The organism is Rahnella victoriana (assembly GCF_004330295.1).
Taxonomy (GTDB): Bacteria; Pseudomonadota; Gammaproteobacteria; order Enterobacterales; family Enterobacteriaceae; genus Rahnella; species Rahnella victoriana.
The window spans coordinates 1-429 of the sequence record NZ_SJOJ01000075.1; the positions used below are offsets into that span (position 1 = coordinate 1).

The 429-nt window shown below is 59.4% G+C and carries 1 pseudogene; it reads right to left on the reverse strand.

What is annotated here, in order from left to right:
• A pseudogene (locus EYY67_RS24365) lies at positions 1-429 on the reverse strand (type VI secretion system ATPase TssH); the annotation flags it as partial.

Sequence of the window (429 nt, forward strand, 5' to 3'; positions counted from 1 at the left end):
CTTCTTCCTCATCCCAGCCCAGTGCCAGCGCCGTGGCGCGTTGTTGCGCTGCCATGCGTTGCAACAGTTGCTGGCTCAGTACCGGCAGGATCTGCTGATTGAGCAGGCTGTCGATGTTGCGCGCACCGGTATCCGGCAGCATGCAGGCAGCGACCAGCGTGTCGTACAGACTTTCTTCGATGGAGCAGGTCAGGCCATAGTGCTTGTTCAGACGCTTCGCGACTTGTGCCAGTTTCATCTCAACGATAGTGCGCAGTGCGACGGCGTTCAGCGGACGATAAATCAGTGTCTGGAAGCGGGCGAGCAGGGCGGGCTGGAAATGATCGCGCAGGATCGGGCGCAGCAGTTCCTGTAAATCGCTGTCAGTGGCTTCCGGCTGTTCATCCAGCAGTTGCATCAGGTGGTCGCTGCCGAGATTGGCGGTCATCA